This is a genomic window from Salipiger bermudensis (assembly GCF_017309175.1).
Classification (GTDB): Bacteria; Pseudomonadota; Alphaproteobacteria; order Rhodobacterales; family Rhodobacteraceae; genus Salipiger; species Salipiger bermudensis.
Genome location: NZ_JAEKJV010000008.1, coordinates 227,804 through 233,803, shown reverse-complemented (window position 1 = coordinate 233,803; position 6,000 = coordinate 227,804). Strand labels below are relative to the sequence as shown.

At 67.0% G+C, this 6,000-nt stretch carries 4 protein-coding genes and 1 pseudogene; 1 reads left to right on the top strand and 4 read right to left on the bottom strand.

What is annotated here, in order from left to right:
• The 4 genes and pseudogenes from JF542_RS13180 to JF542_RS13165 form a co-directional block, all read right to left on the bottom strand.
• Window positions 1-137 (bottom strand): annotated as a pseudogene (locus tag JF542_RS13180) (electron transfer flavoprotein subunit beta/FixA family protein); the annotation flags it as partial.
• Window positions 138-309: 172 nt separating this feature from the next.
• Window positions 310-1,458 (bottom strand): M48 family metallopeptidase, encoded by a 1,149-nt coding sequence (locus tag JF542_RS13175; RefSeq protein WP_207076169.1) that lies wholly within the window; start codon window positions 1,456-1,458, stop codon window positions 310-312.
• A 5-nt stretch (window positions 1,459-1,463) separates the two neighbouring features.
• The gene (locus JF542_RS13170; protein WP_207076168.1) at window positions 1,464-2,669 is read right to left on the bottom strand and encodes a DUF898 family protein; all 1,206 of its coding nucleotides are present in this window, start codon (window positions 2,667-2,669) and stop codon (window positions 1,464-1,466) included.
• 87 nt (window positions 2,670-2,756) lie between these two features.
• The gene (locus JF542_RS13165; RefSeq protein WP_007793731.1) at window positions 2,757-5,180 is read right to left on the bottom strand and encodes a DNA topoisomerase IV subunit A; all 2,424 of its coding nucleotides are present in this window, start codon (window positions 5,178-5,180) and stop codon (window positions 2,757-2,759) included.
• A gap of 183 nt (window positions 5,181-5,363) precedes the next feature.
• Here JF542_RS13165 and JF542_RS13160 point away from each other — a divergent pair, with 183 nt between their 5' ends.
• Window positions 5,364-5,996 (top strand): SH3 domain-containing protein, encoded by a 633-nt coding sequence (locus JF542_RS13160; protein WP_207076167.1) that lies wholly within the window; start codon window positions 5,364-5,366, stop codon window positions 5,994-5,996.
• The last annotated feature ends 4 nt before the right edge of the window (window positions 5,997-6,000 follow it).

Here is a 6,000-nt window from a genome sequence, read left to right as displayed (position 1 = left end):
GCCTCTTCGACGGCGATTTCGTCGAACGGGTTCATCGACATCTTCACGTTGGCCAGATCGACGCCGCTTCCGTCCGCTTTCACACGAACCTTCACGTTGTAGTCGATCACGCGCTTCACAGGCACAAGCACCTTCATCGGCGGTATCTCCCTAGAGTGCGTCGCGTCAGGCGCGACTTGGAAACTGTCTCACAGGGGGTGATAGCGAAGAGGACGCGAGGGAAACAGGTCTAAAACGACATGTTGGCCCTAACAGACGCCGCGTTTTTCGCCGAAATCGGGTGCATGCGGGTTTGAGAACAACTCCACGTCAGTCGGCGTCCCGTGTGTTGACCTGATTGTCGCAAATATCCTGTAGCGCGCGCCACGCGTCAGAGCTCAGCGCGGGGCGGTGGGGTGAGTCGCCGGACGAGGCCGCGCCCGCCGCCGCGATGCGGTCGGTGAGTCGCGGATGCGAGGCGAAATGCGCCATTGGGCCGTCGACATCGCCATATTCCTCGCGAAACCGCTCGAACATGTCGCCAAGCGCGGAGGGCGGCAGTCCTGCACCGCGCAGCATGTCGAAGGCAAAGGCGTCGGCCTCGGCCTCGGCATCCTGGCTGTAGCTGGCGCTGATCATGCGTTCGGCGAGCAGGACCGTCGCCGCGCCGCCGGTGAAATCGCCGAAGAGGAGTCCCAAAAGTCCGACCGATCCGGCGGTGCGCAGGGCGTTGCGCGTCGGGTCGCGATGGACCACGTGACCGATCTCGTGGGCCAGCACGGCGGCCACCATGTCGGGGTCGCCGGCGCCCTCGAGCAGGCCGCGCATCACCACGATGTGACCGCCGGGCACCGCGAAGGCATTCATCATCTTGTGGTCGATCACGCTGACCTCGAGCGGGTAGCCGATCTCCTGCCCCTCGGTGAGCCGCGTCACCATGCGCTCGAGCGCCGCAACGCCCTCGGGGGCGGAGCAGTCGAGGGCGCCTGCCTCGGTGGCGCCGAAGACGCGCTCGATCTGGGCCTTCACGCCGCGACCGAAGGCGATCTCCTTCTCGACCGGGATGAGCCGCGACAGGGTCCCCGCGAGGGCCGGCAGGATGACGAAGATCATCAGCAGGACGGCGGCCAGCGCCCCGCCGGCGCGCAGCGCCACCCGCCGCCAGGTGCCCTCGCGCAGGTCGCGACGGGTCAGCCGGGGCCGGGTGCGTCGCAGCCACGCGACCATCTCGGGGTCCTCGACCACCAGCCGGGCGGTGTCGCGCAGCGATTCGTCCTCGGTCTCGAGATGGCGGGTCAGGATGAGCTGGTCGTCATCGGCGTGGTCGTGGAGCTCGCGCAGGTCCTGCAGTGGCCAGACCAGCGGCGCCTCGAGCCCGTCGCCGGTGATGACCAGCGCCTGCTGCTCGCGCGAGAGCGCCACCTCGACCGCATGCCGCGCCGCCGACCGACCGTCATAGAGATGCGCCGCACCCTGCATCGCGCTCAGATCGCCCCGCCGATGTCGAGCGCATCGGCGAAGCCCTCTGCATCGGCACCGGTATCGGCGGCGCGCTGGCGGATCTCGGCCAGTGCCGTCAGGTTGATGACGGTGAGGGTGGTCACATAGTGCTTCAGGATCGGCTGGGTGATCAGCGCAAGCGCCCCCGCGCGCGCCGCGATCAGCGTCATGAGGTAGCCGGCGGCGGTGATCAGCACGGGCGGGATCATGCCCGGCTGGAAGCCGGGGCCGGTGGTCTCGAAATCAAGCCCAGAGAGCGCGAAGGCGGCGATGCCGCCGAAGACGCCGGTGGCGACCGAGAGCCCGAGGCCAAGCAGCAAAGCGCCCAGCACGTAGGTGCCGATCACCGTCTGGGTGCGGGGATGGGCGTGGAAGGCGACCTTGCGGCCCAGCATCTTGTGGCGCGACAGGTAGGCGAAGCTCTGCACCCGGTAGGAGATCACCCCGATCACCAGCCAGACCGCGCCCACGGGCAGCAGCAGCACCGCGAGAACCACCTTGCCGAGCGCGATGCTCAGCCCGCCGCAGGCCAGGAGCGCCAGCGCGACGAAGATCTGGCGCATGCAGGCGTAAAGCGCCGTCCAGCGGCCTTCCTGCACAAAGCGCGCGGTGCCGAACCAGCTCCGGTCGGCCATGTATTTCTCGAGCCGGAAGGTCATCAGTGGCGTCAGCAGCCCCAGCGAGAGCAGCGTCAGCGCCCAGTATCCCAGCGCCTGGAAGGCATAGCCCCAGGCGGCCTTCTCCATGCCGAAGCGGATGCCACGCCAGCGGGTGCGGGCCATCTTGTAGCGCCTTGCGCGGTAGATCGCGAAGAAGATGAAGGGCAGCAGCGCCACCGCCGAGAGCGAGAAACCGGCGCCCTGTGCCAGCGCCTGCTCGGGGCTTTGCGGCTCGGCAAAAATCGTCATACCGAACCAGAACAGCAGGATCTGGATCAGGCCGAGATAAACCGCGAGGAACACCACCGCGAGCAGGAAGCCGAGGAACTTCTCGAGCCCTGTGCCGGTATATTCGAAGCGCGAGCCCTCGAGCCGGGCGGCGGACCAGATGTAGCGGCGGATCCGCGTCTTGCCCCAGAAGCGATAAATGCCGAGGGTGAGCAGGGTGAGACACCCGGTGCGCAGCGCCAGCCAGAACAGCGCCTTGCCGTCACCGGTATACTCGCCGTGGCCGAAATTGCCGTCGTCCATGCTGAAATCTTCCTGTCGCGGTCGCGTGCGGGCAGGCTACACGCTCTGCCCCCGCGCGGGAACCGGCGGGGGCAGGGCAATCTCGGATCAGGTGAAGGTGTTGTCGCGGGGGAACCCGCGCGGCGCCATGCGGCCCGACCCGGCGCGCTTGCCGATCCACTCGTCGAGCGCGGCCTCGGTGCGGGTGCGGCCGGCGGGGTCCTTCCAGCTCAGGCCGTCGGCCAGCGTGAAGGTGGTGGCATCCGACAGCCCGCCATCCTTGTATTTCTGCAGCCGCACGCCCTTGCCGCGGCCCATCTCGGGCAGCTCGTCGAGCATGAAGACAAGCACCTTGCGGTTCTCGCCGACCACGGCCACCGCGTCACCGGTGACCGGCTTGCAGACCTGCGTCTTGACGCCATCCTTGACGTTGAGCACCTGCTTGCCGCTGCGGGTCTGCGCCAGAACGTCGTTCTCGGGCACGATGAAGCCGTCGCCGGCCGACGAGGCCACCAGCAGCTTGCGACCGGGCGTGTGCACGAGAAGGTCGTGGATCTCGGCCTCGTTGGGCAGGTCGACCATCAGGCGTACCGGCTCGCCCATGCCACGCCCGCCGGGCAGGTTGGCGGCAGAGAGCGTGTAGAAGCGCCCGTTCGAGCCGACCACCAGAAGCTTGTCGGTGGTCTCGGCGTGGAAGATGAAGCGCGGGCCGTCGCCATCCTTGAACTTCAGCTCGCGGTTCAGGTCGATATGGCCGGTCATGGCGCGGATCCAGCCCATCTGGCTGCACACCACGGTGATCGGCTCGCGCTCGATCATCGCCTCGAGCGGCACGTCCTCGGCCTCGCCGGCCTCGGCGAAGGTGGTCAGGCGGGCGCCGCGGTCGAGATCCTTGGCGAAGGCCTTCTTGACCTCGCGCAGCTGCTCGGAGACGCGCTTCCACTGCAGGTCTTCGCTGGCGAGCAGGTCCTCGAGACCGGCACGCTCTTCCATCAGCTTGTCGCGCTCGTTGACCAGCTCGAGTTCCTCGAGCCGGCGCAAGCTGCGCAGGCGCATGTTGAGGATGGCTTCGGCCTGCACGTCCGAGAGCCCCTCGGACCGGCCGCCAAAGCGCTGCGGGATCTGCGTCGGCGTGCCTTCGTCGGCCAGCACGCCGCGGGCCTCGGCTTCCGGGTCGGGGCGCAGCTCGAGCGCCTTGACGTCGATCCCGGCGAGCGGCGAGCGGTAGTCGCGCTCGTCCGTGGCGCGGGCGATCGTCGCCTGATGCGGCTTCGACCAGTCCTCGTACATCAGCGCCGCCTTGGGATCGTCGTCGTAGCGGATGATGTCGATCACGCGGTCGAGGTTGAGGAAGGCGATGATCAGGCCTTCGAGCACCTCGAGCCGGTTGTCGATCTTGGCCATGCGGTGCCGGGCACGGCGGCACAGCACGTCGCGGCGGAAATCGAGGAAGGCGCGGAGCACTTCCTTGAGCGAGCAGACCTTGGGCGTCACGCCGTCGATCAGCACGTTCATGTTGAGCGAGAAGCGGGTCTCGAGATCGCTGTTCTTGAACAGCATGTTCATCAGCAGATCCGGGTCGACATTCTTCGACTTCGGCTCCAGCACCATGCGGATGTCCTCGGCGCTCTCGTCGCGGATGTCGGCGAGGATCGGAACCTTCTTGGTCTGGATCAGCTCGGCGAGGCGCTCGACCAGCTTGGACTTCTGCACCTGGTAGGGGATCTCGGTAACCACTGCCTGCCACTGGCCGCGTCCCAAGTCCTCGACCTCCCACTTGGCGCGCAGCCGGATCGAGCCGCGCCCGGTGCGATAGGCCTGCGCGATGTTGTCGCGCGGCTCGACGATCACCCCGCCGGTGGGGAAATCGGGTCCGGGCACGTATTGCAGCAGCGTGTCGTCGCCGGCGCCGGGGGCCTTGATGAGATGCAGGCAGGCGTCGATCAGCTCGCCGATATTGTGCGGCGGGATGTTGGTCGCCATGCCGACCGCGATGCCGCTCGAGCCATTGGCGAGCAGGTTCGGGTAGGAGGCCGGCAGCACCGACGGCTCCTCGAGGCGGCCATCATAGTTCGGGCGGAAATCGACCGAGTTCTCGTCGAGCCCGTCGAGCAGCGCCTCGGCCATGATCGTCATGCGCGCCTCGGTGTAGCGCGAGGCCGCCGGGTTGTCGCCGTCGATATTGCCGAAATTGCCCTGACCGTCGACCAGCGGGTAGCGGATCGTGAAGTCCTGGGCGAGTCGCGCCATGGCATCATAGATCGCCGCGTCGCCGTGCGGGTGGAAGTCCCCCATGGTGTCGCCAGAGATCTTTGCGGACTTTAGGAAGCCGCCGTTGGAACTCAAACGCAGTCTGCGCATTGCATAAAGGATACGACGATGAACGGGCTTGAGCCCGTCCCGGGCGTCCGGAAGCGCCCGGTTCATGATCGTCGACAGCGCATAGGTCAGGTAGCGGTCGCCGATGGCGCGGCGCAGAGGCTCGGCCACGTCACGGGGGTTCATATTGGGGTCATCGACGATGTCATTCATAGATGCTGAAATATCTGCCGAGCGCGGGGCGGTAAAGCCGTCCCCGACAGCACGGCGAAAATTTTCCGCTTCCGGCGCGCCAAAGCGTCGGGAATCGGCTATCATGATGGCAACGGCAAACGCATCGCGTGCCTCATTTTATGAATCTTTTTATTATCAATTTTGGAAGGAGGGCCGTTCGTCATGATCCGGTTCGTTCTCATCGTCTCGACCTTCGGGTTCCTCTCGCTGGCATGGTATCAGATGTCCGGCGGCGCAAATTTCGAGCCCGGCACACAAACCGCCGGCCTCCCCTCCCTGACCTTCCCTGACGGCAATGCCGCCGCCGCACCCGAGGTGGCGCGGGGCGACATCAGCGGCGCCGATCTCACGTCGGTGGCACAGGTCGCCGCGGCGCCCACAAAATCCGATGGGATCGAGCCGAAACTCGACGTGACCCTCGCGGCGGCCGCCGGAACGCCGAATGCGACCGTGGAGGCCGAAAAGGCCGTCGAGGTGGCCTCGCTCGACACCCGCAATGATGCCGTGATGTCGAACGCCGCGCCGGGCGCCGTCGTCGAACGGGTCGTGTTCGGTGCCGAACCGCAGGCCGAGCCCGAGGCGCCCGAGACGGCGATGGATCTGCGCCGGGTCACCGGCAACGTGGTCAATGTGCGCAACGGACCCGGCACCGGCTATTCGGTGGTCAACCAGTTGCGGCGCGGCGACGAGGTCGCGGTGCTGACCGATCCCGGCGAGGGTTGGGTGAAGCTGCAGGCCATCGAGACCAAGCGGATCGGCTGGATGTCCGCCCGTTTCCTGCGCGCCGCCGACTGAGCGC

Excerpts from the sequence above, each read along its gene's own strand:
- JF542_RS13175 (WP_207076169.1), bottom strand. The coding sequence starts at position 1,458 with ATGCAGGGTGCGGCGCATCTCTATGACGGTCGGTCGGCGGCGCGGCAT.
- JF542_RS13170 (WP_207076168.1), bottom strand. The coding sequence starts at position 2,669 with ATGGACGACGGCAATTTCGGCCACGGCGAGTATACCGGTGACGGCAAG.
- JF542_RS13165 (WP_007793731.1), bottom strand. The coding sequence starts at position 5,180 with ATGAATGACATCGTCGATGACCCCAATATGAACCCCCGTGACGTGGCC.
- JF542_RS13160 (WP_207076167.1), top strand. The coding sequence starts at position 5,364 with ATGATCCGGTTCGTTCTCATCGTCTCGACCTTCGGGTTCCTCTCGCTG.